We start from the raw sequence: 26,223 nt of genomic DNA, 5'->3' as shown, positions 1-26,223 counted from the left end.
TTCCATTCGTCTCCATATCCAGTGATGTTGGAATTTACTTTTTAAGGTTTCCGAATTCCGAGATCCTATTTTGTTTAAAATACCTATAGTAAATTAATTATTTTAATCCATTTAATTTTTATTCACTATTTTAAGTAATACAGTGGAGTTTGTTGGAATAAAAATTTCCATATCATCTTTAATCTGTGAAGCCTTACATGTATGAACCAACTCTAAATCGTAATTATCATCCAACATGTATTTTTGGCATACCCTATTTGAATCATCAATAAAGTTCTCCATTTTTATGCTATACAAACGACCTTGGCCACGAAAATTACTTATCAAAATAGCTACTTCATCTTGCTCATTTTTTCCACCACAGCAATATATTCCGTTAATGGAATTATCAACAGCCGTATCTATTCGTAAAGGGAATTGACAAAGATGTTGAAATGCCTCAAAAGCATAAAAGGTTTTCTGAGGTACACCATAGTAATTGAATAAACCACAAAATTTTGCAGAAGGCTGACCATCAAAATAGTTTGATGACTGCACTGAGCTTTCTTGTAGCATCATTAAGACAGATGCTGAAAAAGAAGCACCAACAGTACTTTTAGCTTTTTCAAAAGTGTCTTGACGGATGTATTCACTTCCCTGAAGCCATAATTTTTTAAAATCACTCTCAAAAAAATTCCATTCATTAAGGTGACTTTCTGTTTCGCGAAAGCCGTTTCTAAAAAGCTGATCATGAACGTATTTAGAGTTTATCATAATCTTCTGAGGATCAGATGTATATGTGTGCCATGAAAAGAAATCCAGCGGCAATTTATTTTTTCTACAGTACTCTAAGAAATCTTGGATAAAATCTTTATGTGACATAGTAGCACCAAAACCCCCTACTTTTAATTTGGGGTCAAATTTCTTAATAGCAGTTGATGCTATGTTGTATAGTTCAAAATATTGTTTTGAGGTTCCAGACCACATCGGTGAAATATTACCAGCCCTATTATCCGGCTCGTTCCACACCTCCCAATACTCTATATTATTATAAAAACCATTCGCCCATCCATGATTATAATGACGGATAATACCCAGGCAGATTTGAGCCCATTTTTTAAAATCACGCGGTGGGTGAACATAATATTTCTGTTGCGTATGTTCGATGCTCTCCCCTAATCTATAAATTATTTTAGCGCCTGTATCTATTATTGACCGTAAATATTCATCAGTTCGTGAAAAATCATAACTTTCTGGGTCATTGGGGTCCTTACTGAAATCCGGGAAAATGGTATGTATGTCAACTTCTCTAGGATGTGGCCAATTCGAATCATGCAATCTCACTGAGGGTATCCCTGCTTTTTTAAAGTAATGAGAAACATCAACTGTCGACCCGTAACTCACTGGACCATTATTGACGCCATGCAATCGTTTTATTTTCCCACAAACATTGTCAAAATTTATTTTTAAATCCATAATGTTAACCTCCATATTCCATTAAATAGTTAGTAACTCTAGGATACAATATAGGAAAATATTACTTTTATTCCTCTATTAAATCTTTTAAAATATTTACTAACCTTAAGGGTTTCCAATACAATAAATAGTTAGTGCATCATCCAACCACCATCAACATTTAAAGTTTGACCAGTTATGAAATCACTTTCTTCTGATGCCAAGAAAACAAAGGTACCCACCATATCTTTGGGTATTTGGCGTCGATCAAAGCTTTGGGATTTCCTTAAGAACTCATCATTTTCTTTACGCTTCTTCAAATCCCTTAAATCTTTCAATTCTTTCTCTGTTTGAACCGCACCGGGCGTAATTGCATTTACACTAATTCCATGTTCTCCAACTTCTCTAGCTAATGCCCTGGTTAACCCAATTACACCACCTTTTGAGGAAACATAATGAAGAAATCCCTTTTGACCACTCCAAAAAGTAACTGAGGATACATTAATAATTTTTCCATATCCTTTATTTTTCATATATGGAAAGACACCCTTAGACGTTAAAAAACATGCCTTTAAATTAACAGAGTGTACTCTATCCCATTCCTCAGAAGTTATTTCATACCATTTTTTACGAGGATAAATTCCTGCATTATTAACTAATATATCTACACCTCCCCAATCTTTTATAACTGTAACAAGCATTTCATTAATTTCTTTTTCATACCCAACATCACAACAGAAAGATGTTGCATTACCACCTTTTTCTTTAATCCGCTTAACAACGTCATTTGCATCTTTATCATTGTCTTCATAATAGTTAACAATTACATTGGCGCCCTCGGCGGCATACGCAATACATACTTCTTTTCCAATTCCACTAGATCCACCTGTGATTAGTGCCGTTTTATTTTTAAGTCTCATTTAAAAACTCCTTTTACTAGAAAAGTTAATAACAATGAATTATAAACTTTCTTAATACCCAAAATATAATGGCAACCATTTTTATTAAAAAATATTTTTTACACTTTGGATTTAAGTTGGGTTAACAGATATTGTAGCTTCTACTGTTTGACAGATCCTGCTATTCCCTCTATAAAATAACGTTGCATAAAAATAAAGATTAAAATAACAGGGACCAATGAGATTGTGGCTCCCGCAGCCATTCCAGTCCAATCAGTTGAACGCTGACCCACGAATGTTAACATACCTACCGCCAATGTTCTTAACTCTGGCCTGCTAATTGTTAACACAAGTGGAATTAGAAAAGCACTCCATGTCCAAATAAACTGCATAATTGCAGCAGTTGCGATTACAGGCTTGGCATTAGGTAACATTACGAAAAAGAATGTCTTTAGGAAGCCACACCCGTCAATTATTGCTGCTTCTTCTAATTCTTTAGGTACACGTGAGAAAAAGGCTGCGAATAGAAGTATAAATAAAACATGTGCTCCAGATGATTCTGCAAAAATAACCCCGTACAAAGAATCATTTAAGCCTAATAACTTGACAAGTTGATATAACGGAATAATCGTATAGCCTTTAGGAATAAATTGAAATGCTATTACAACAATAATCACAATCTTCCGACCCGGGAAATTAATTCTTCCCAAAGCATAACCCGTAAGACAACTTAATACTACTACAATAATAACAGTTGCTAACGTAGTAATAATGGAGTTCATAAAGTATACTGAAAAATTAGCCGATTCCCATGCACGAATATAATTTTCCCAGTTAAGCCTTTCAGGAAATGGATTTACACCCGAAGTAATAAATGTTTGATTCGTTTTTAACGAAGAGGATATCATCCAAACAAACGGATATATCCAAATAATGCCTACACTTATCAACATCAGATGCGTCATTAGATAAGATGGTTTTTTTAGTTTCACAAGCTATTCACTCCTTTTAGTGCATTTCCCTTTCTTTTTGCTATCCATCCCAATAAAGCAAAACCTATACTAACGAGGAATACAAATATTCCTAATATTACACCGGCTGCTGAGGCAAAACCAACACGAGATCCTCCAAGTTCGGATGCAAAAGCATAACGATAAATATACAATTCTAAGGTTTCTGTTGAATAAAATGGCCCACCGTCAGTTAATGTTTTTACCAAATCGAATACTTGCATACTGCTAATAATGGCAAGGAAAAAGATAACTGCTGTTATTGGCTTTAAAAGCGGTAGCGTTATGTAACGAAGCGTAGTCCAATATCCAGCCCCATCAATTTTTGCAGCCTCGTATAAATCATTTGGAATTGTTTGCAAACCTGTTAACCAATAGACCATTGTAATGCCTATACTTTTCCATGAACCTACGACAATCAACACAATCATAGCGAGAACAGGATCAACCAACCATGGTACAGGTTGGCTTATTAAATTTACTTTTTCTAACACTTGATTAACTAGTCCATCAATGCCAAAAATATTTTGCATAATTATTCCGACTATTGCGGTTGTAGTTACAACGGGCAAAAAATATATAGTACGATAAAACCCCTTACCCTTTAAGTTAACCTCGTTTAGAACCAAGGCTAATATTAACGATACAGAGGTCGAAATAAACGTAAAACCAATTGTGTATATTAATGTATTAAAAAATGCACCCCAAAATTGCGGATCTTCTAACAACTCTTTATAATTATCAAATCCTATGAAGTCTTCCAGTGGGCCTACTCCTGCCCAATCGAAGAAGGAATATACATAACTCATAATTATCGGGTAAAGAGAAGCACCTAAAAAGTAAAGAATTTGAGGTAAAATGAATATGTACGCCCAAATATAATTACGCTTAAGGTGTGGGTTTAGTTTACTCTTTTTCTTGTAATCTATATTATGCATAATGTTCCTCCTTTTACAAAACATCATCACTTTTTAGGCGACTATGGGATTACTATTTGTCATAATTATCACCCTTCTCCCATTGAAAGGGCCTTTCATTCTAAAGCTTTTAATTTTGCAATTCTAATGATCAACTACCCAATGGGGGGAAGCCTTTATTGTCTTTAAAAGGGGACAATATTTTAACTAAAACATTTTAAATTACTTACTAATAATATTCCCCCCTTTTATTTATATTGTTATTTATTTCTAATTTCTTTTAACTCTTGATAGTCTTCTTCGGTATAAGATTCTCGTGGATCCCAATTCGGAAAAATAAAGTCTTCTTTTGATACTTTGTCTCCAGCTTCCTTAACCAGCTCATTAAAGACTTTATTATATTCATCTGTCATTTGTTCCAGCTCCGAATGCAAATCACTTATCTGTCCAGTGAGATAACCATCAAGAATTGTACCTATATTCTTGTGTGGCGCTTTCCGACTAAAGCTTTCTTTTACATCTATCACATTTGGGTTCAATTTTGCTGCAATAGGTACTACTAAACTTTTATTTTTCATAATCTCTGTTATATCCTTATATTGTGGAAAAGGTAATTCAACAGATTCGATTTTTTCTAGCTCTAGTGCTGGTGCACCATCACCAACTTCGACTATGGAAGAATAAATATTATCTCTTAAATATTCTAAGAAAAGTTTTACCTCTGGCCAATGTTCTGTATATTTGGCAACCTCTATTCCCTCACCAACCCCACCGGCATATAATCTATATGAACGGGCATCTTTCTCTTTAGTTGGAAGAGGAGCTACTCCCCAATTTTCAAATTTTTCTTCATCAACAAACGTTTGTCCCGCCCAGTTACCATCAATAAAGAATGCAGCTTTCCCTGCAGAAAATAGCGCTTGCGCCTTCCTGACATCTATCTCCAAACTTACTGGTGACATAACCTTCTCGTCTAATAGTTCCTTAAACAATTCCATAGATTCAACTATCCCTTTAGTGTCAAAATTATATTGGCCGGTAAAAAAGTTCATTTCACTCTCAGGGGATATTTCGGTAGACATCTGTCTAATAATTTCGCTGTTCAACCACTGTGTTTTACCAGCAACTATTAGTCCATATTTGTCACCATTCGAACTATCGTATATTTTTTTTCCAATCTCAATCATTTCATCCCATGTTTCTGGTGCGCCATCTTTAATCCCTGCACTTTCTAAAACATCTTTGTTGTACCATAGCATTGTAGCACCATGGGTACCTGAGTACATCGGGAATTGATAAACCGATCCGTCAAGCATAATACTTTTTTCAGTTCCAGTGTTAAACGTTCCTTCTACATAATCCTTTCGGACATCTTCAGGAAAAATTTCATCTAAATTATGCAGTTGATCAAGCTTTACAAGTTGCGCAACTGAAAAACCCTGAGGTCTTACAAAAATATCTGGAAGTTTATTATCGGCTATTGCTGCTTGATACTGTGCCTGCATTGATTCTCCGGTAACATTTGTCAATTCAATCTTAATATTTGGATGTTTTTCCTCAAAATCCTTGATCAGTTTTGGAAAATAAGTCTTGCCTGAACCGAGGCGATTCCAGAAAGTCAGTGTTACTACGTCATTACCATTTGATTGGCTAGCTTTATCACTTTTACATCCAGACAATAAAAACCCAACTATCATAAATATACTTATGGTTAAAACCAAGTATTTTTTCATTCCAGTTCCTCCCCCATGCAATGTGCTTACATAAATTACTAGTTTAAGATAAATAGATAAAGTAATTTACAAAGTTGATTTATTTTCCCATTTAAATTCCTCGTTTTGATTTAATTTATATTTATGAATATCAAAACCCCCTTTCAAATTTTTTCGTGATACGGTTCATAATATTGTAATTGTTTTGTAACAACTACTTTTCACTAAACCTCCTTTCCAATAAAAGAGTTTAAAATTATTCTATATTACAAAAACTGTCAACCTAAATATTTATCTAATAGAAAAAATGAGACAACGTTCATTCTTAATAGTAATTGTAGCTGTTATTAACCCAATAACAGTTTAAATAAGGCGTTTTCAATTTCTCCGGTTACTGAATTAAGAATAATTTCAAAAAAAACATTTCAGTAATTACTTCTAATTATTATTTAATAAAGTGAAACCTTATTTTTATTGTTTGAAACCATAATACCATTTATCAAAGGCAATGTAAATATAATTTACAAAAAATTTTTTATTAATTGAAATGGGGAAAAATAATATAATTTATAAAACAACTAATGTGGAGTAACTTGTATATCTGCTATAAATGTCATAGTCTAAATGATAACCACCGTCCAATGGGTGTTTTGCACAAAGGCTATAAGCGTAGGCATAAAATGTTTAACGCACCCATTTTGTTTGTGCCAAGGGTTGGTAAATCCTTACTTACCTTCCTTTCTTATAAAATAAAGGTCTTGACAGCGTTCTCTATTATAGTAGAAAGTCAGTTTTTGGTTTAACTATTGATTCCCCATCCGCACAGCAGGTAGTTCTCTATTTTTGCCAATAGCAGAATCAACTGACTAATATAATCTAATTATATAGGGGCAGAAAAATCCACCCCTATATAACATTATTTCTTCTATCTATAATGGATTTAGTACCACCCAGGATTAAGGTTTTTTACGCCATTTCTGATCTTACTTAATGACCATTGTTCTTAATTAACCTCTAGACAAGAATTTCATAGGCTCTAGCTAGCACATTTTTAGGTTTCAAAAGAATGTAACATACCCTCCATCTGTAAATTATTACTCCCCTTCTCTTTCCTTACTTATGTTCACTAGGTATTTGTAATTTTTTCTAGAGCCATCATTAGCAGTTATAACAAGTTTTAAAATTCCGATGCCTCTAGCATCCTTAATCTTGGAATACCTTATCGAAGTGACCTTAGCTCCTTTACTTACAGTTACATTTATTTTTTTGGGTTTAAATTTGTTGTCATATATTTTAATAGAATTTACTCCAAAACTGATTGATTCTTTATACTTATTTTTATTTTTATATGATATTGATTTAATTGCTGCAGCGTTAGAATCATCCGATAACTTAACCCACACAGGGTTCGAGAATGCAAACCCTGTTCCTGCAATTGGTCCACTACCAGTACTATACTCTTGTGCCTTTTCACTTTGCACTTCTAGACGGTAAAATTCATTATCTTCTACAGGTAAATTTATTGTTTCAATAAATTCATTTATTCTCAGTGATGTCAGATCTTTTTCATACACAACCTCTTTTTTTGTATAATCAGATGTGTCACCCGTAATAGGCAATTTTATTAAGCGGACGTGTGTTATGTTAGAATTAGGGTCATATGCCTGTATGTTAAATTGTGCAACTTTAGACTTCTTTATTTTTAGGGTACTTCCCATCTCAACTCCATCGATACTAAATCTTATCTTAGGGCCATTAGAGCCGTAATATCTACCTGTTTTTAGCATCTCTAAAACTTTCTCTTCTGAAAGGTCCGGCATCCATCCTCTTATAAAGGGATCTCCAACCTTCTCTTTTGTATGGGCATCAGAATTAGCAACACCATAGTATTTTCCATCACCGCGTATATTGATTTCATCCCAAAATCTAAAAGCAGCCTCATTTAAACCGTTATCCAGAGCATGTTTTGAACCATTCCATACTTCAACACCCGTAAATCCTCTCCACTTTTTAGGTTTTTGAAATGTATAAGTTTGATCAAATGGATGTGCAATATAGAAAAGCCCTTCCCTCCTGATCACGTCATCTATGCTATCCTGCCAGGTATACCCTGATTCAGGCCCTTCTATATCATGTTTAGGAACTTCATTCAAACCTAAAGCTAAAGCATGCCCCACTGGTGTTGTTATTTCAGTCCCAGCTAAACTAAGAAACTTCCCATCATAATTTAGTGTAACCTCATCCGCATCCTCTTTTTGAACAAACGTATTATGGTCTGTATTCCACACCCAAGATAACAGCCTATCCTTATATGCACTTGAAGCATTTTCCGCAACAGTATTTACCCCATCACTATGACTCGTATGAGAATGACTATCACCACTATAATATCCCGCACCTGTTACATTGAAGTTGCTTTTCCCTTTTACATTAAATAGTTTCGTATTTACATTTGCCTTTATTAATGATCTGCCACCCTCTAATGCTATTCCTTTCAGGATTAATCCCGTTTTAGAACCAGCCTCAATACTAGGAATTATAATTTTTCTTTTATCCATCAGCCGAACAAAATACGGAGGGAGGATATCAACATTCACATTTTCTAATGTATTATCAGTCAGATTTTTCACAGAAATCTTTATGTCAAATGGAGTATCAATTTTAATATTATTTGGCATCTCTATCTCAACTTCTGCAAAATTTTTCATTATGAAGTTGGTTTCTACTCTTCTTTCATCAGCAATTTCTACAGTCTTACTATCCACAGAGTACTCTTCGTTTACAGGAGTTATTTCATACGTTCCCTTTTTCGTAAATATTTGGTATTTGCCTTTTTTATTAGTCACACCTGTATACATGTGACCAGTTTTACCAATACACTCTACCTTAGTAAACGGCACAGGTTCACCGATTTCATTTGTTACAGTACCTGTAATACTGCCATAATTTTCAGGGTCCTCATGATTACTTATAAACTCCGCCCAAAATTCAGCTACGGTTTGTGGTTCCTCCGCCGGTCCAGGTATATGTGGCATTTGATAGATCACATAATCTTCACTTTGGCCGCTAGGTATAGAGGCCTCAAACCAAGTTCCGATCCATATCCCCTCATTTATAATCATTTTAGGCTGTTGTTCCTCTGGCCAAATAATTCCGTGAGCCGTATTTCCTGTATATGTATTGTTGATTCCACTAAACAAATAATTGTCTGTCCAGCCACTGTTTACTACTTTCGATTGCTGTCCGTAAACCCAATTCTTACCTGGCAGGTAACTTTGCTGTCCACCTGGTTGGTCGACGTCTACAATGTATCCGAAATCACCATTAAAATTTTCACCAGTCTGATTATCAAGTTTAATCTCCATTTTTATAAGAGGTGTCCCTTCAACTATGGAGTAACGTACCGTTGCTTTCATTTTTTCATTATTATCCCAATTCCCACGGGCTACTATGTTTCTTTCATCTAAGCTAATACCCGGCAATTGCAGTTTAGTTAACGGATGAAACCACGACCAATCCATATATTTCCCACTTGCTTCATCCTCAGGCGTACTACCTAAGTCATCACTTAAAACAAATTCTGTAAAATCAATGTTTTCTTGCATATTCAATTTTGAGACAGAATCCATTATGTGACCAGGTGTTAGTGTGCCCCATTTATTGTTACCTGAGGCATTGTTACTCCAATCTACAGGATCCATTCCAGCAGTCCGTACTGTTCCAACTGAAAACTTGATATACGGATTTTCAATATAGTAATAATCATTCTTTGGCCACCAGTCTCTAGATGTTCCTTCATAATTATAACCTGGATCTCCATTTGTAACCCCAGCAATAACTTCCTTAACAGATCCCTCCATTTGAAAGTCAACTTGTGCAATACTTCCTGTAACTAATTCTGATATTTCACGTTCATAATCACTAGTTTCATTGGTTGCATTAAGATTGTATACATCTCCTTTCATAGCATAGAGATTATATCTTCCTCTATCATCAGTAGTTACAACTGCATATTGTTCTCCTGATTGTGTGTTTAATTTTATATCTACACCACTGGAGGGATTTCCATCATCATCAGTTACTGTTCCGGTTATTTTACCTATTGATTGAGGATCAATATTCTTTTTAACAATATTAGCCCAAAATTCAGCCACATTATAAGCTGCATAAGCAGGTCCAGGATTATGGGGAAGTTGATATATAATAAGTTCTTGGGTTTCGTTCACACCTAATGACACATTAAACCACGTACCTGTAATATAACCTTCTGGAATTACAGCAGAGGGTTGCTGATTATCCGGCCAAATAATTGCATGCGCAGTATTTCCTGTATATTTATCCTGTATACCATTGAAAATATAGTTTTTGTTCCAACCAGAGGTGATGTATTCATTCACTTGTCCGCCTCTCCAGCCCCAGCCAGGAACGTAACTTTGCTGTTCAAGTTTTTCTTCTGGATCAATTATATAAGCAAGATTTCCAGAATACGCAGATGTGCCTTCATTGGTCAATTTAACCTTCATTTTTATTAGAGGGGTATTTTCTACTATAGAATAAGTTACCTGTGCTTTTATATTCTCGTTGCCGTCCCATGAGCCATTGGCAACAATATTGTTATTCTGGATCTTTACATTAGGCATATTAAGTTTTTCAGTTGGGTACCACCATGTTTTATCCACGTCCTTGCTAAGTACAAACTCGGTATAATCCAAATTATCATACATATTAAATTTTGGTGCTGCATCCATAATATGCCCGGGGGTTAATGTTCCCCATTTATTATTACCAGTTGCTTCGTTTCCCCAATCATCAGGATCTTGAGTGGATAAGGTCTGCGTACCGATAGTTAGCTTTATCTCTTCGTTTTCAATATAATAATAACCTTCGGAATCCAACCAATCCCTTGAAGCAGGTCCGTAAGAAAGGCCAGGATCTTCTTTTACAAACCCAGCCATTGTATTACTTGCGGCAACTGAATCTTTCGAAGTTAGTAAAATTATTAAAAACATACATAAAATCACTACAAATGTTAGCCACATTTTCAAGGAACTTTTTAACATTATTTTTCTCCTCTCCTTTGTATCCAAGCCAATTTTTTTCGCAACTTCTGAAAAACAAACAGTGCTATTCCTGGATTGTTTGGAAATTAAGGTTTAAAGTTTAAAAGATATTTTATTCCATTGCTATCATTCGCTTACCATACAATACTCCCCAATCGAATCATTCAAATGGTTTGCCTCACAAAATGCGTAGGAAAAATTGTATCAATATCATTAATCATGAATTCGTCTTTACATAATACTGGTCTAAAAGCTGTGGATGGCTTTAGTTGGATTTCTGTTCAATAAAACGGTTTTTATAATTTTTATACTAATAATTACTAATAATTCAGCTATTTGTAATAATTGCCAGGGTTAATTCTTCTGAGGTGTGTCATTTTAATAGTGAGTCAAGTTTAATAAGTGAAACCAACAATTTAATACGGATTTATAATATGAAGTAAATTTACCTTTTCAGATAGGTATTAATCCTATTACTAATTTGACAAGCACACAGGATCTAATCAATTAAACTTACTAAATCTTTTAAGGAATGATATTATAAAGCCTCATTTAAGTGAGTTCAAATTATAACAACAGTTAGTGATTTTAATAGAACACTTCTCTGGATCTAGAACTAAAGGGAGAAAAGATTAATTTACTCCCCAAGACTTTAGCCAAAAGATCGTAGACATAAATATTTTCAATCTTGTTACCCACGACCGATAACAGGTGAAATCATTTTTGCTTCTTCAGGATTCTTAGGACATAAGAAATCAAAATCACATCCTTCATGAGCCTGTAGTACATGTTCTTGCCAAAGACGCCAGTAACCACGCTTATGTTCCCTAGGGGGAAATTTATATTGCGATAATCTTTGCTGCATCTCTTCTTCGGAAATATCAAGGTGTAGAATGCCTTGTTCGACATCCAATACAATCCAATCCCCAGTTTTAACTAATGCTAAAGCACCACCAATCTGTGCCTCAGGAGAAACATGAAGAATTATAGTACCATAGCTCGTTCCACTCATTCTAGCATCACTGATTCGTACCATATCCCTTATACCTTGACGTAATAATTTGCGAGGAATTGGTATTGCACCCCACTCTGGCATGCCAGCACCAATTGGTCCGCAATTACGTAAAATTAAGACTGAATTTTTATCAACTGGCAGTTCATCATCATCGAGTTGAATAATCATTTGTTCATAATCATCAAACACAAATGCTTTACCTCTATGATTTGATAACTCTCTAGAACTAGCGGCCCGCTTAAGTACTGCGCCGTTTGGGGCAAGGTTACCTTTTAAAATACGTATTCCCGATTCTTCCTGGAACGGTTTTTTTAATGTCCCTACTACATCCGATGGTGCGCTTTTCAAATGGGAATAGGTATCAAAAAGGGATTTTCCTAAGGCTGTTAAGCACTTCCCATCTAAACGGGGAAGTAATTCCCGAATAACCAAAGGTAGTCCTCCCGCTTCATAAAAATCATCCATACTATGTTTCCCGCTAGGTTGTACATTTACAAGTAGAGGAATTCCTTCTGAAAGTTCACTATACATTTTCAAATCAATTTTGATTCCCAGCCGTCCTGCTATAGCTGTTAAATGTAAAACAGCATTGGTGGAACCACCAAGGGCAGCCAACAGTTTAAGAGAATTGTCAAAAGATGCTTTTGTCATAAGTTTTGATGGTATAAGTTGTTCGTAAACCATTTCAACAATACGCTTGCCAGTTTTTTCAGCAGCATCTCTACGCGCAGTATGTGAGGCAGGAATCGATGACGTACCGGGAAGCATAATACCTAGTATTTCTGACATACTTTTCATGGTAGAGGCTGTACCCATTACGGGACAACCTCCCTTAGTACAGGATATGCAGGTCTCCAATTCCGACAAGTCAGAGTCGTTTAACAATCCCGCTTTATAGTCATCCATGTACTTCCAAAGATCCGTTCCGTAATTTACTTGTTTACCACGGAAAACACCTGATGCTCTGTGTCCAGCTGCCAATTGCAATGTAGGAATATTACAACTTGCGGTTGCCATTAATTGTGCAGGAGTTGTTTTATCGCATTCTGAAAGCATCACTGCACCATCAATAGGATACGAGCGAATTATTTCTTCCACATCCATAGACATTAAATTTCGGTATGGTAAATCAGATGGTTTCATCATGTCAGCAGCAGTTGTTATGGTATGCATTTCAACTGGGTATCCACCACCTAAAAGCACACCACGTTTTACATGTTCCACTAATTCCTTAAGCGGAGCATTACAAACATTTAAATCATTCCAGGAGTTAAAAATACCGATCACCGGTTTACCTAGAAACGATTCGGGAAAGTGTCCGTTAGATCTCATGTTTGAACGATGTTGAAATCGGGTTTCTACCGTATCATGAAAGAACCATTCATCACTTCTTAAACGTACAGTTTTATCTTTTTCCTTCATAAGCAATCCCTTCCCATTTTCAATTATTTTAATGTTGCTTGGGGATAGTTCTAATAATTAGATTAAATTAAAAATTATACAACATAGAAGCATTAATTAACCAACCTTAGTAGTAAAATATTCCCTATTCAACAATTAATTTTTTCATAATACTATTACCCTTCTACAAAATAATTTACTAAACTTCCAAGTTTTTCGATTTCCAGGGTAACTTTATCTCCAGGTTTTAAATAAGACTGTTCACCATGTGGATACCCTAGTACAACTCCTTCTGGGGTTCCAGTCAATATAACATCACCGGGGTTTAAAGTCATATGTTGAGAGATAAAACTTATAATTTTACTACAAGGAAAAATCATATCAGAGGTATTTGAATTTTGCCGTATATGTCCATTCACTAATGTTTTTAAAGATAAACATTGTGGATTTCCAACTTCGTCTGCCGTAACTAAATAAGGACCTAGTGGAGTAAAATCATCACAACTTTTCCCTAATAACCATTGACTGGTCATAAATTGCAAATCCCTTGCAGATAAATCATTTGCAATACAATATCCAAAAACGAAATCTAAAGCTTCATTCTCGGATACATTCTTTACTTTCTTCCCTATCACTATGCCTAGTTCAACCTCGTAATCTAACTTTTTTGTATTCTTTGGAATAGAAACTTTGCTTTTATGACCAGTTAATGTGTTGTTAAATTTATTAAACAGTATTGGGTATTCTGGATAAGGGGAATTGGTCTCATCAGCATGTTTACGATAATTTAATCCAACACATATAATTTTATTTGGTTCAATTACACAAGGTCCCCAAATCAATTCATCTTTACTATGGATAAACGAGGAATCATCATTTAGATTCAATTTTTTAATATGTTCATCCAAAATTGATATACTTTGTTTCCCCCCCTGTATCACCTCCGTTATCCCTAACGGAATGTTCCGATTATTAGTGGAAGAGAGAGATTTTTCTATATCTATTACTTTATTGTCTAACTCTACTCCCAAAGCAAATTCTTCATTCCTTTTAAAAGTCAGTAACTTCATAGAATATTCCTCCTTGAATTTTTATGTTTACATTCATTAATTAATGGAGTTATCCTTCAAATTGATAAGTTGGTGCCCCTTTAAAATTTGTTTTTATACAAAATATGTTTCCGGCAAGTGGTTCCCTTTCCAACTCATCTTTAGCTAAATCTTGCCGTGCAGTAGTTATATAAAGATCTTTCATTTCTTCACCACCAAAAACACAACTAGTTACATTACTTGTAGGAATGTAAATATTTTGCAAACACCTCCCATATTTGGGATCCCATCTTGAAACCTTTCCCCCACCAAAATGAGCTACCCAGATCATTCCTTCTTCATCAATAGTCATCCCATCGGGCAAACCCTGTCCTTCCGATATAGTAACTGCAACTCTCTTATTACGAATGTCCCCAGAACCCATGTCATAATCAAAAACTAAAATTTGTCTGCTTGGACTATCAATGAAATACATTTTTTTCTTTTTAATATCCCATGCAATTCCATTTGGAATACTTAAATCAGACAATACCTTATCAACTTTAAATATGTTATTCATACAATATAGAGAACCTTTATACTTCTCAGCATTTTTATCCATTGTTCCAGCCCAAAATCTTCCCCCAGGATCACATTTTCCATCATTAAATCTATTATTTGGTTGATTACTTTCTGTGTACTGTAATAACATTAATTCATCATTTTTTGTATTATAAAAGTAAAATCCATCTTCTAATGTTAAAATAAGTCCTCCGGATTTCCTGACAGCGACTGAACTTAAATATTTGTTAAATTTGAAGGTTCTATTTTCCTTGGTTTTAAGTGAATATTGATGTAAATTCTTTTGAAGAATATCAACCCAATATAAACATTTATTATTCGGATCCCAACAAGGACTTTCTGCTAGCGTTGCCTTTGCATCTACTACAACCTTTAATTTATTTTGCATAATCTCTCTCCCAACCTAAAAAACTCAAGAGCCAATGTTATAGTGTAGTTATTTTCGGTAAGTATGCCCTATATGCTTTTCCACCCAATTAAAATTGTCATCAAATGGATAAAAGGGTCTTGATATTTTCTTGTAACTTAGCCTATTTAAATTAGCTGGACTACACCCAGGAGTATCTAAAATGAATATCCTGCTAGATATATTCTCATAATCAGCGCGAAACTGATTAGCGGATTTAACCAAAACCAAATCAGCATCGGAGGGCTCTAGTCCCATTGAACGGTACATACTTGGGTCACCTGAAAATGTTGGCTTCTCTGTAATCAAAAGCGAAATCTTGCCAATTTGAAATACACCACATCTTCCCATGCTAGCAATCGTATTTTTTGCATATCCACCCTTTAGTTGAAATTTACCATCACCAAGTCTAATTACTTTTCCATCTACCTTAATAGAATCACCTTGCTTGGAATTTATAGAATATCCTATATCAAGTTGAATCGTAGCACCAATTCCCGATAATAAAATTTTTTCTACTGCTGGCTTATCAACAATAGTCAATAAACAATTCAACTTTTCATCCATTTTCAGATCCAACAATATCTTTAAAACCACATTACTATCTCCAGTAGACCCTGCCCCAGGACTATCTGCTGAATCAGAAATAATGTATGGAATGTTATCTGTACTATCTAATGCCATATTTGCAATTTCAGAGACACTATGTAATTTCACATTAAATTCATGTCTCTTTTTCCAAACAAGTTGAGCTAGCCGTTGTGATTCACGTTCTGCTTTAAATTTATCATTGCTAACCACGACTACTCCAAACCCCATTTCATTAATGTCCAACCATGGCTGAACTGGGAATAATGAAGTTAAGAGTGAATCCCCGTTTAATTCCCCCTGTTTTGCCTCCGCCCATAGTTCTGCAAATGGTCCATTTGTTGTTTGACTATTTTCGGCTGGAACTATCATGGGTATTTTTGATAAAGACAGTATTGAATGGTTCCCGTTCTCAATTAAAGAAAAAAGATATCTACCCGAACGGTAACCTGTCTCAAAAAAGTCTATATGGGGATATGTCTTAAATCCTATAACCCCATTAACATTGTCAATCATCTTTTTTGTAACATTTGCATGTAAATCCAATGAAATAACTAATGGAATATCTTTACCAATACATTTTCTAATACTTTCTAATAGTTCACCCTCAACATCATCATAGTCCTCCGAAACCATTGCGCCATGTAATGCAATATATACACCGTCATAATCCTTTTCCTGCTTAATTTTTGATAAAAGCAACTCTTTTAATTCTAAAAAGTCTTGCTTTAAAAAAACACCCGATGAGACAGCTGATCCAAATAATGTTGGAATTATTTTTACACCTTTTTCATTTGCTATAGAATAGAAACCAGACAGTTCATTTTCTACCCCTATGTTTAACATTTGTTCACCAATTAGAAAACAATGATTCAAGAAGTTCTGTTTATCACTTCTATTTGGGCTAAATGTGTTGCTTTCTTGAATTAATCCTCCAACTAATACACGCATATTAAACTCCCTTATTCTGCAAATTATTTTTTCGAACAAACATTCTTTACCAAAGAAACACAAGTACTCCTAAATTGTCTGTAGCACTTTTTCTTTTTCAAAGTATCAAGCTAATCAAGTAAATACTACTTATATTCCTTACTCAATTTATGGAAACATTTTTCAACTATTTTCAAGGTACTTTCGATATCTTTTTTTGTATGTTCAGTTGATATATACCATAATCCACTTGGTCTAACGGCTACACCTTCAAGTAACAATAATTCTGCAAGTCTACTAAACATTGACTTATTTCTTTGTTGGAATTGATAATAGCTAGTTACCTCTCTTTCCGAAGTAAACATGGTATGGAAAACTGTCTCCTGTTTATTCACTAATAGTGGGAGTTCAAATCTGCTTGCCAATTTCTCTAATTCTAGTACAAAATGGTCTACCAAGTGTTTCATATAACTGTATATTCTTCCGTTATCATTTGCTAAGTAGTTTATAGAAGCAATTGCAGCCGAAGTACAGAGTGGGTTCCCGTTTAAAGTACCCATATGAACAACTTCATTATTTGATATTAGGTCCATGATATTTTCTTTTCCACCCACCACACTAAGCGGTAATCCACCTGCAACCGCTTTACCAAGCGTCACAAGATCCGGTTTGATATTTAGTTTTTCTTGTGCCCCTCCTAGTCCCAAGCGAAATCCCGTTATAACCTCATCAAAAATTAATATTATTCCAAGTTCACTTGTCATTTCTCTTATTTTTTCCAAATAACCTTGTTTTGGTGATATACAACCGGAATTACACATTACTGGTTCCATGATTACAGCAGCAATTTCTTCTTTATGATCTTTAAGTGTCTTTTCAATTACTTCATAATTGTTCCAAGGCAGAACGATTATATCGTTTAGTGCTTCCTCACATTGACCGTTTGTTGCTGGTTTTACTTTAGGATTAATATAGGAAATAGAATTTTTCTCATCCGTAGATTTTGTTGAAATAGTATCATTCCAACCATGGTAATGTCCGTCAAATCTTATAATTTTCTTTCTTCCCGTATACGCTCTTGCAAGTCTTAAAGCTAACTGAACGGCCTCGGTACCTGTACTGCAATAACTTACTTTTTCTACACATGGAACAAATTCCACTATCCTTTTGGCCAGGTCAATTTCTCCTTGATGTTGGGCACCGAATGTTTGACCAATTTCAGCTTGTTCTTGGATCGCTCTTACTATAGCAGGATGTGAATGCCCTAAGATTTGTGGACCATATGCCATTATATAGTCAATATACTCATTTCCATCTTCATCTACCATTTTTGTCCCCTTCGCTTTTTCAATAAAAATAGGAACCGGTTTTACAGATAGTCTAAGATTACTAGACACCCCTGCTGCCAAATATTGGTTTGACTTTTTCAAAAGCATTTTAGAATTAGAAAAAGATTTCATTACTAAACCCTCCGTTATTATTGGTTGTACCCCAATTGTTGGGATATATTAATTGCTGCTTGTTTTACTAAACAAGAGACCTCCTCTATTTTTTCAGGTTTTAATCGGTGTATTGATCCAGAGATACTAATAGCCGCCTCAACTTCTCCAAACATATCAAAAATTGGTGCTGCTATACACTTCGCGCCAAGGGCAACCTCATTATCATCTATCGCATACCCGTTGTCTTTAACCTTTTTCAATTCTTCAAGTAACTGTTTTTTATCAGTTATAGTATTAGGAGTGATTTTTTTTAATTCCCGTTTCCTAACTAGTTCGTTTAAATCCTCAGTTGGTAAGTGCGCAGCAATCACCTTACCTATTGCCGTAGCATGGAATGGAGAAGTTGAACCAATCACTTCTGTAAATTTCAATTGATGTATGCCTTCTTCAACAGCCACATACACAACATCTCCAAAACTTAAAGTACCAATGTTTACAGACTCTCCAGTTTTACGAACTAAATCCTTCATCTCAGCTTTTGAAACCTTACTTAATTTGTTATTTTCGATAAGATTTTTTGTCAAAGTAAGAGTTTTCATTCCTAAACAATATTTACCTGTTTCTTTTTCTCTTGAAATATACCCTCTATTCTCCAATGTCGAGATAATTCTAAACAATGATGATTTTGGCCTATTTAGGATTTCCGATAATTCAATAAGATTCAGCGGGTTTTTAGATAAAACCTCTAATAAATCAATAGCTTTATCTATTGAGGTTATACTGTATCTTGTTGATTTTTCTTTATTACTTTGTAATTCCATTTCGAACACACCTTTCAAAAGTGAAACCGAATTTTTATTGTATAAAATCAATATACCACCAAAAAAATAATTTGTAAATAAAATAAATTACCTTTATTCAAAACAGTTATATATCTATTCCAAATTTATAAAGTAATAACAGAAGAGAGCAGACTAGAAAACTTTCCCGAACCAGGCGGAACAGAATTCCAGGTTAAAATCTGGGATGCAAGCGGTCAAGACGGAGCCCCCGGCAAAAAAATCGCCGGTCCGTTCGACGCCATCGCACTCCGTAACGGTGAATGGACTACTGTCGACCTGAGTGATAAAGGAATTATTGTACACGGTAAAAGGCTCGGTGACGGACGAAAATATAGAATCAGTCGAAATGAATGGTGCTAAGGCAGAGTTGTTGGGAAATGATACGTACTCCCATCGAATGCTGCTGGATAATGGCGAAAATGTCATTGAGATCACCGCGACAGACAAAGCTGGCAATAAAACAACCAAAAACATTACTGTATTTGCAAAATTTGAAGGACCAGTGATTGAAAAACTTACACCACAAGAAGATCATTATCTGGATACAGGTGAAAGTGTCAAAATCACCATGGTGTAAACGTTAAAATAGAATTAACAGTTTTCCACAAATAAGGTTAAACAGAATTCAGCAAATAAGATTCAACAGTTTACCTTAAATAACACACTTTCTATATACTTAAAGTAGTCTATGGAAAGTGAGGAACAGGAAGTGGAAAAGTTGACAATCTACAACGAAATTCATAGGCTTCGCCGCGAGGGTTTTTCCAACAGTGCGATTGCCAGGAAATTAAAGATTTCAAGGAATAGGGTGATAGATTATGGGAAAATGACACCAGACGAATTTCACTTATTTGCCATCTCTCTACAGAGTAGAGGTAAAAAGCTTGATCCCTTTCGGGAGGAGATTCTTGGATGGCTTAAGGAACATCCTGATTTGTCGGGAGCCCAGGTATTTGATTGGCTGGAGGAAAAACTGGAAGTCAGATCTGTTACCGAGGGAACGGTAAGGAATTTTGTAAATGAGCTGCGTGAAGCGTATCATATTCCAAAAGTGTTTTCTGAAAGGGAGTATAGTACAGTCCCTCAACTCCCGATGGGGCAGCAGATTCAAGTCGATTTTGGGCAAAAAAGGATTCCCACAACAGGTGGAACGTACAAACCGCTTTACTTCATTGGGTTTGTGCTAGCCCACTCAAGATACAAATATGTAGAGTGGCTGGATCGGCCATTTCGGTCAACGGATCTTATCCAAATGCATGAAAATGCCTTCCGATATTTTGGGGGAATGTCCATTGAAATAGTTTATGATCAGGATCGGTTACTGGCTGTCAGTGAGAATGCGGGGGATCTAATCATGACAGCAGAATTTACTAAGTACCAGCAGGCAAGGAGGTTCAAGGTGTATCTTTGTAGAAAATCGGATCCGGAGACCGGAAAAATTGAACAGGTGGTAAAATACGTAAAAAATAATTTTGCGAAAAATCGTATGTATGATAATTTAATAGATTGGCAGGATTCTTGTATGCGATGGCTGAAACGAACCGGAAATTATAAGGTTCATCATAACACAAAAAAGAGGCCCATTGAAGTGTACGCCCTAGAAAAGCAACACCTTCAAGAGGTCTCAGGTATTTATATAGTTGAAGATATCTTCGTTTCCAGTATAACAAGAAATATCCATAAGGACAATGTCATTCGGTTTGATGGCAATCGTTATAGCGTTCCTCTTGGTACATACCGAAAAGGCGCCCCTAATATTGCCTATGTCGAAGCGGATAAAGCGTATTTATATATACGTCTGCAGCAAAATGGCCAAGTGTTAGCTAAACATAAAATTGCAGAAGGAAACGGAGAAGTCATATCAGAACCCTCTCACCGAAAACGCAGTCATACCAAACGGGATCTATTCATTCAACAAGTAGAGGAAATGTTGGATGATCAAGAATCCGCAAAGTGGCTTATTGGGGTGTTAACGGAGCGGTATCCATGTCATTTAATTGATCAACTGAAGGTAGTGCAATCTGTCGTTTTAAAGTATCCCGCTTTCGTTGAAGAGGCTATTGGCGAGATGAAACGTTTACGTCTAACAAGCGCGAACGATTTACGGGATATTGCACTCTCCTTGGAAATCCAAAGCCAAAAGGAGAAAAAGGACACTGGATCCTTAAATGAAAAATATAAAGACCTGGTTGCCCCTGAGCGAAAAGAGGACATCTATTCCAGTGTTCTTCAAGGAGGCGGGAGCAGATGAGTCAACCTTACGACATACTTCAGGACAAATGCCGTGCCTTACGATTAGCCGAGACGGCCAAAGAATTGCCCAATTTCCTCCGGGAAGCAGAGGCAAAGGGGTGGACTTATTATGAGTTCATACATGAAATTTTAAGGCATGAATTGAGTTGCAGGGAGAGAAAGAATACCGAAAAACTGATGAAGTGGGCAGAGTTTCCCGAGGTATTAACATTTGAGAACTTTCGCTTAGAGGAACAAACTGCGATTGGAGAAAAACAACTGAATATATTAAAACAACTGTCATGGGTTGATGGGTGTTTCACTCTGATTATGATGGGACCAACGGGCGTTGGAAAGACCTTTCTATCAACAGCCCTAGGAATTCACGCCATTGAGCATGGTTATCAGGTATCTTTCATATCGATGGATCGTTTAATCTATGTTCTAAAATCAAAAGAGTACATCGGTAAGTCCAGGACAAGATATAAGCGCATCACCAAATCGGATCTAATCATCATAGATGATGTCATGTATATGGCATATGAGCCACAGGATGCCCATCTGTTCTTTCAGTTCATTTATGAAATGTATGATAAGGCAGCGTTTATCCTTACATCAAATAAAGGACCCGGGGAATGGGGGAAATTTCTTGGAGACCCGACCCTTACGACAGCAATCTTGGACCGCCTTCTTCATCGGAGTGAAATTTTGACTTTTAGTGAAAAGCAAAATAGTATCCGAATGAAATATAGAAAAACGTTATTTGATGATCAGAAGGCTGAATCTTAGAAAAGGTGGATATATAAAATGAGTATTTTAAACGCAGAAGAAGCGATTCGCTTTTTTAAATCTTATGGATTTAGGGTGGATGAAGGGTCAGTAAAGGAATGGGTCAAGGAAAACAATAAGCAGGCAAATACGACCTGTAAAAATCGTCCAATCGAAGAACAAGACTTATATAGATATAATGACTGGTGTTATGTAAAAGGAACAGCATATGAAGAAGGTATCGATGATAAAACGAAAATCAGCAGATTACTAGAAGAAGTTTCCCTGCTTAAAAAAGAAGTTGAGTATTTAAGGGACGAAAAACATAATCTGGAAAATCTCCTTGGAATGAACGACTGGATTTTTGAGTAAAAACAAAACCTACGAAATGCATTATCAAAAATAGAGAAACAAACGAAAGAATGAGGAAATACTGAAACCTTGAAAACAAAATAAAAACATCTACAGGGATATATTCCAAGATTACCAACACATCTTGGAATAGGCTCCCTACACCATGTACAGCGGTGTACATTACGTAAAATTCTTATTGTAACCCATATTCGGCACCTGAAAGATAAACTTTCTCCTATTTTTCAGGTGCATTTTTTAAAATTAATATCTCTATTTTGTTAATTCCTTAATAGTAGACTTTCTTCTTTGTTTTTCCTTTATATTCGACATTTCATTTTCGCAATCCCCCATATCTCACTTAAACTACTGTATTTTCTGCTTGTTTCGACACGTATATTGTCATATCATAACCCGCAAGTTCAAGGATTCGTTTACATTCTTCATTGATGTTATCTGGAAGAAAGCGAAGTGTCTCTCCATTTTGCTGGATATATATGATTTTTATTTTTTTGAGCTCTTTCAATAACACTTGACCTGTCGGATTAAATAACTTTCTATTTCCAGCTAAATTTAGAGGCTTCTCCTCCTGTTTCATTTTTTCTCGAACACGATTTTCAAGAATGCCATATACGAGAAGCGCCATCACAAAAACAATTCCTAATGCTGCCACGCGGCTAGGTTTTTTTAGGAAAAACCCATCTATCATTTGAGGACTTTTTAAAACACGAAAACGCGTTTCCGCAGCTTCTTGCCCTTTATAGGTTTGAAGGATCTCTAAGTCTGTCATCTCTTGACGATCACATTTGTCCGTGATAAGGATGAACGTACTTAATTTACGTTTCTTTTCCTCAACTGCCTCCTCTATTTCCTCCAGACATTGGAGATGAGGACGATATACCGTGATGACGTTGGGAACCTCATTCTTTTTTGGACGTCCCCGTTTCTTTCGTTTTTCCGTTTGTTCTTCCGGTTCCATCTTAAATGAATACTGGAAATAATGACTTGCATTTTCTTTTTCAAACTTCTCCAAAGCTTCCTTGGCATCTGATTCACAATGATACACGGTACTTTCAAATGTATCTATTGCCTTTTCGAGTTTTATACGTTCCTTTCCCAGTTTACGCAGGAAAGTTTTTTCCTTTTGTTCATTGAGCTTGTCCGAATAGACGACAACAAAGCGATACATAAAACCATCCAGTTTTTCTGTAAATGACTGGAGTTTATAGGAAGCAGCTTTCTTTTGTGGCTTTATCTGACCGATTTCTTCCCATCTATCTTTTTTCCATGCTTTTTCTTTTAATTCAGAACTCAAGCTGAATGTTTCGGGAAGCCGGGAAATGAAGTGGAGATTCCCCCGTATTTCTCGTAGGTTATCTAGGGTTATCAGGGCGGAATCTGCCTGATAAATCAGTTGCCCCCATTCTTCCTCCGACAGTAAGTTACGAAGCTTTTGAATGAATGTAAAATTCCACGTTTTATCATCCGTATTTCCGTTTTCAACCGTAGCTAAGATTGGAATACGTTCTGGTGTGACACTCATACCGAGTACAATTTGTTTTAAATCCGGCCGATGTTGTTTACTGAATCCATGCGTGATTTCCAAATCCTCCGCTGCTTCTTCTGACTTCGGTACTTTTTCCTTTGTGTTGTATTCGCCGTACAAAGAGTAGGAAGTCGTATCATTATGCAGCCTCCCAAGAGGCAGGCCTAGTTGATGGCAAGCTGAAATGGCCAACGTTGAATATACCTTCCACGGGTTGACTTCATACAAGGCATCCAGTGCACGACCAAGTGCGTATTCATTTATATGTGAAGCTTCTACATCAGAACCAAACAACATCTCCACATCTTGTTCTTCAAAATATTGCTCAACATGATACAGCGGTTCTCGATCCGAAAGAATATTAATAACCAGTGCTTTTAAGCGAGCACCAGGTGATAGTTTGCAGCGACTTTCATCCCATTCGATTTGTTCGTTAAGAAGGTCCTCAAAACCTATCTCATCGCAAATCGCAGAAATCAACTGGGATGGTCCTGTAGAGAGCATCATAACCCGATCTTTTGGCTTCATCCTATTTCCCTCCCTTTTTCTTCTTTCCTATACGTTTCGAGAAAGACGGGAAAAAACCTTTAAAAAATACATTATCTTTATTTATTCACCTGCCGAATGTGGGTTGTAAAAAAACTGGCTAATTAATGAAAAAATAATATGTATGAATATAAGGGGGCTATATAGATGTGGAGATTTACAGCTAAAGAAGCAACGGAATTCTTTCGTTCATCCGGTGCTGATTGTGATGAGAAGTTAGTTCAAGAATGGATGAATGATACAAATAGAATGCACATAGACTATGGCGTTCGCAAGGATGATTTTATTCACTTTGACATATGGAAGAGACAAAAAGGAACTGCACATGAAGATGGAATTAGCGACAGGATAAAAATTGCAAGGTTATGCGTAGAAATCAATGGGTTAAAAAAGGAAATCTCAGTGTTAACAAAGGAAAGGAATGATCTAAAGGATAAACTAGAAGTTATGACTTCTTAATATAATCCATTTAATACATTTTTAAAGGAGCCATTTCTGCAAAATCCTCCTTATTAGAGAATAAGATCAGCAGTCAAACTGTTGAATCTTAATTGATGTAAACTGTTGAAAATTATTTTTCAAAAACTGTTGTTTTCTACTTGACGGTTACAGTCACCAGTAATGATTGTTCATCTCCGTTTTTGATTAAAAATTGTAAACACAGAATCCCGCTATCCTTTCCATCCCTCCCATGTAGATAATCTTTTTTATAAAACGGTGTTTGTTTGCAATTAGATTCCTTTTGCCCATGGCTTTTAATCTATTTATTGTAGCTCTCCCTATTTCTATTATCGAAAGCCAATGTTAAAAAGTAGCATGTTATGTAAAAAATATGGCTTGTTAAAAAAATGTTCACAAATTATAATATGCGCACCGTTTTTATGGTACGTACTAAAGAGCCCAACACAAATCACTCGTAAAAAATTCAGGATATGTTCAGTTCATTCTGCTAACAGGCTGTCCACCAGTAAAAGGACAAATGGGTCAACCCCACCAAGCCAAATTAACCAGCCCGTCTCATCCTACTCAAGTCATACAGCAGTTCCAATTTCCCCCATTCCATTTTCAATTTTCGTTTTGCTGTTTTCGCCCAACTATATACGGCCGCAATCGAAACATCCTCCAGCTCCGCAATTTCCTGATTCGAAAGTACTATCACAATAGAATACTTCACCCATTTCCACTGATTGACGGTCAACAACGCCTGTACTCCTTGCCATAGTTCTATTTCATGACATTCCAATCCCGGCTCCTCATGAATCGGTATCATTACGTTACAACGCCGATTTCTACTTTCCTGTTTCTTTATTTCTTCCCGGTAAAACATTTCATCGTAGCGTCTTTGACATTCCCGCTTCCGCAGCAAATCGATTAAACGGTTGTGAACTGTATTGTGAAGATGAGTGGACAGTTGCGCTTTTTCCGGTTGTTATGTCTGACACGCTTCCCATATAGACGTGGATGTAGGTAAAAATTTTCGTCCCATATAAATACAGAGAACAAATCAGTTCAGT

The 26,223-nt window shown here is 35.8% G+C and carries 19 protein-coding genes and 1 pseudogene; 6 read left to right on the top strand and 14 right to left on the bottom strand.

Annotated elements, in window-relative coordinates:
• Positions 1-111: 111 nt before the first annotated feature.
• The 12 genes from CZ382_RS01310 to CZ382_RS01255 form a co-directional block, all read right to left on the bottom strand.
• Positions 112-1,455 carry a GH39 family glycosyl hydrolase gene (locus CZ382_RS01310; RefSeq protein ID WP_159457742.1) on the bottom strand — a complete coding sequence of 448 codons (1,344 nt, stop codon included), beginning with the start codon at positions 1,453-1,455 and terminating at the stop codon, positions 112-114.
• Positions 1,456-1,586: 131 nt separating this feature from the next.
• Positions 1,587-2,354: an SDR family NAD(P)-dependent oxidoreductase gene (locus CZ382_RS01305; protein WP_088049450.1), complete on the bottom strand. Its 768-nt coding sequence runs from the start codon at positions 2,352-2,354 to the stop codon at positions 1,587-1,589.
• 140 nt (positions 2,355-2,494) lie between these two features.
• Entirely contained in the window at positions 2,495-3,325 is an 831-nt protein-coding gene (locus tag CZ382_RS01300; RefSeq protein ID WP_235000370.1) for a carbohydrate ABC transporter permease, read from the bottom strand.
• The gene (locus CZ382_RS01295) at positions 3,322-4,281 is read right to left on the bottom strand and encodes a carbohydrate ABC transporter permease (protein ID WP_235000369.1); all 960 of its coding nucleotides are present in this window, start codon (positions 4,279-4,281) and stop codon (positions 3,322-3,324) included. Before CZ382_RS01295 ends, CZ382_RS01300 begins: the two co-directional genes overlap by 4 nt.
• A 239-nt stretch (positions 4,282-4,520) precedes the next feature.
• Positions 4,521-5,993, bottom strand: a complete 1,473-nt coding sequence (locus CZ382_RS01290; protein WP_088049449.1) for an ABC transporter substrate-binding protein — start codon at positions 5,991-5,993, stop codon at positions 4,521-4,523.
• 1,073 nt (positions 5,994-7,066) lie between these two features.
• On the bottom strand, positions 7,067-11,032 hold the full coding sequence (locus tag CZ382_RS01285; protein ID WP_088049448.1) for a CehA/McbA family metallohydrolase: 3,966 nt from the start codon (positions 11,030-11,032) through the stop codon (positions 7,067-7,069).
• Between the two features lie 691 nt (positions 11,033-11,723).
• Positions 11,724-13,469, bottom strand: a complete 1,746-nt coding sequence (locus tag CZ382_RS01280) for a dihydroxy-acid dehydratase (protein ID WP_088049447.1) — start codon at positions 13,467-13,469, stop codon at positions 11,724-11,726.
• A 155-nt stretch (positions 13,470-13,624) separates the two neighbouring features.
• The gene (locus CZ382_RS01275; protein WP_088049446.1) at positions 13,625-14,518 is read right to left on the bottom strand and encodes a fumarylacetoacetate hydrolase family protein; all 894 of its coding nucleotides are present in this window, start codon (positions 14,516-14,518) and stop codon (positions 13,625-13,627) included.
• A 49-nt stretch (positions 14,519-14,567) separates the two neighbouring features.
• Entirely contained in the window at positions 14,568-15,446 is an 879-nt protein-coding gene (locus CZ382_RS01270) for an SMP-30/gluconolactonase/LRE family protein (RefSeq protein WP_088049445.1), read from the bottom strand.
• A gap of 48 nt (positions 15,447-15,494) precedes the next feature.
• Positions 15,495-17,003: a M81 family metallopeptidase gene (locus CZ382_RS01265; RefSeq protein ID WP_088049444.1), complete on the bottom strand. Its 1,509-nt coding sequence runs from the start codon at positions 17,001-17,003 to the stop codon at positions 15,495-15,497.
• 125 nt (positions 17,004-17,128) lie between these two features.
• Complete coding sequence (locus CZ382_RS01260; RefSeq protein WP_088049443.1) at positions 17,129-18,442, bottom strand: aspartate aminotransferase family protein; 1,314 nt, start codon at positions 18,440-18,442, stop codon at positions 17,129-17,131.
• Positions 18,443-18,459: 17 nt separating this feature from the next.
• Positions 18,460-19,245 carry an IclR family transcriptional regulator gene (locus CZ382_RS01255; RefSeq protein ID WP_088049442.1) on the bottom strand — a complete coding sequence of 262 codons (786 nt, stop codon included), beginning with the start codon at positions 19,243-19,245 and terminating at the stop codon, positions 18,460-18,462.
• A gap of 162 nt (positions 19,246-19,407) precedes the next feature.
• Here CZ382_RS01255 and CZ382_RS24980 point away from each other — a divergent pair.
• The 5 genes and pseudogenes from CZ382_RS24980 to CZ382_RS01235 form a co-directional block, all read left to right on the top strand.
• Positions 19,408-19,566 (top strand): annotated as a pseudogene (locus CZ382_RS24980) (hypothetical protein); the annotation flags it as partial.
• Positions 19,567-19,582: 16 nt separating this feature from the next.
• Positions 19,583-19,843: a hypothetical protein gene (locus CZ382_RS24975; protein WP_456119726.1), complete on the top strand. Its 261-nt coding sequence runs from the start codon at positions 19,583-19,585 to the stop codon at positions 19,841-19,843.
• A gap of 132 nt (positions 19,844-19,975) precedes the next feature.
• Entirely contained in the window at positions 19,976-21,517 is a 1,542-nt protein-coding gene (locus CZ382_RS01245; RefSeq protein ID WP_235000368.1) for a Mu transposase domain-containing protein, read from the top strand.
• Positions 21,514-22,287 carry an IS21-like element helper ATPase IstB gene (istB, locus tag CZ382_RS01240; protein WP_088049439.1) on the top strand — a complete coding sequence of 258 codons (774 nt, stop codon included), beginning with the start codon at positions 21,514-21,516 and terminating at the stop codon, positions 22,285-22,287. The genes CZ382_RS01245 and istB overlap by 4 nt, the downstream gene beginning before the upstream one ends.
• A gap of 18 nt (positions 22,288-22,305) precedes the next feature.
• Entirely contained in the window at positions 22,306-22,638 is a 333-nt protein-coding gene (locus CZ382_RS01235) for a hypothetical protein (RefSeq protein WP_088049438.1), read from the top strand.
• Positions 22,639-22,978: 340 nt separating this feature from the next.
• Here CZ382_RS01235 and CZ382_RS01230 read toward each other — a convergent pair whose 3' ends face one another.
• The gene (locus tag CZ382_RS01230; protein ID WP_088049437.1) at positions 22,979-24,691 is read right to left on the bottom strand and encodes an IS1634 family transposase; all 1,713 of its coding nucleotides are present in this window, start codon (positions 24,689-24,691) and stop codon (positions 22,979-22,981) included.
• A gap of 165 nt (positions 24,692-24,856) precedes the next feature.
• On the opposite strand from CZ382_RS01230, the gene CZ382_RS01225 reads away from it, so the two are divergent.
• Positions 24,857-25,168, top strand: coding sequence for a hypothetical protein (locus CZ382_RS01225; RefSeq protein ID WP_088049436.1), 312 nt, complete (start codon positions 24,857-24,859; stop codon positions 25,166-25,168).
• 544 nt (positions 25,169-25,712) lie between these two features.
• Here CZ382_RS01225 and CZ382_RS01220 read toward each other — a convergent pair.
• On the bottom strand, positions 25,713-25,952 hold the full coding sequence (locus CZ382_RS01220; RefSeq protein ID WP_159457741.1) for a hypothetical protein: 240 nt from the start codon (positions 25,950-25,952) through the stop codon (positions 25,713-25,715).
• Positions 25,953-26,223: the final 271 nt, after the last annotated feature.

This window comes from Virgibacillus dakarensis (genome assembly GCF_900155625.1).
GTDB lineage: Bacteria > Bacillota > Bacilli > Bacillales > Amphibacillaceae > Lentibacillus_C > Lentibacillus_C populi.
Note: the sequence above shows the minus strand (reverse complement) of the source record. Positions and strands in the feature narration are given on the sequence as shown.